Here is a 1,075-nt window from a genome sequence, read left to right on the forward strand (position 1 = left end):
ATATAAGACCTTGGGTCTTATAAGCAGAACGTTCCCTGTCTTGTTTAGTTTTGAAGGATCATTCCTTCGAAACGTGTTCTTTGAAAACTAGATAACAGTAGACATCACATTCAATTAGTAACACAAGATATCACATAGTGATTCTTTTTAACGGTTAAGTTAGAAAGGGCGCACGGTGGATGCCTTGGCACTAGGAGCCGATGAAGGACGGGACGAACACCGATATGCTTCGGGGAGCTGTAAGCAAGCTTTGATCCGGAGATTTCCGAATGGGGAAACCCACCACTCGTAATGGAGTGGTATCCATATCTGAATACATAGGATATGAGAAGGCAGACCCGGGGAACTGAAACATCTAAGTACCCGGAGGAAGAGAAAGCAAATGCGATTCCCTGAGTAGCGGCGAGCGAAACGGGAACAGCCCAAACCAAGAGGCTTGCCTCTTGGGGTTGTAGGACACTCTATACGGAGTTACAAAGGAACGAGGTAGACGAAGCGACCTGGAAAGGTCCGTCGTAGAGGGTAACAACCCCGTAGTCGAAACTTCGTTCTCTCTTGAATGTATCCTGAGTACGGCGGAACACGTGAAATTCCGTCGGAATCTGGGAGGACCATCTCCCAAGGCTAAATACTCCCTAGTGATCGATAGTGAACCAGTACCGTGAGGGAAAGGTGAAAAGCACCCCGGAAGGGGAGTGAAAGAGATCCTGAAACCGTGTGCCTACAAGTAGTCAGAGCCCGTTAACGGGTGATGGCGTGCCTTTTGTAGAATGAACCGGCGAGTTACGATCCCGTGCGAGGTTAAGCTGAAGAGGCGGAGCCGCAGCGAAAGCGAGTCTGAATAGGGCGTTTAGTACGTGGTCGTAGACCCGAAACCAGGTGATCTACCCATGTCCAGGGTGAAGTTCAGGTAACACTGAATGGAGGCCCGAACCCACGCACGTTGAAAAGTGCGGGGATGAGGTGTGGGTAGCGGAGAAATTCCAATCGAACCTGGAGATAGCTGGTTCTCCCCGAAATAGCTTTAGGGCTAGCCTTAAGTGTAAGAGTCTTGGAGGTAGAGCACTGATTGGAC

At 49.7% G+C, this 1,075-nt stretch carries 1 rRNA gene; it reads left to right on the forward strand.

Annotation, left to right across the window (positions count from 1 at the left end):
* Positions 1-152 precede the first annotated feature (152 nt).
* Positions 153-1,075: ribosomal RNA gene (locus ACFQ7F_RS45925) — 23S ribosomal RNA — on the forward strand; the annotation flags it as partial.

The sequence above is a fragment of the Streptomyces sp. NPDC056486 genome (genome assembly GCF_042795295.1).
Taxonomy (GTDB): domain Bacteria; phylum Actinomycetota; class Actinomycetes; order Streptomycetales; family Streptomycetaceae; genus Streptomyces.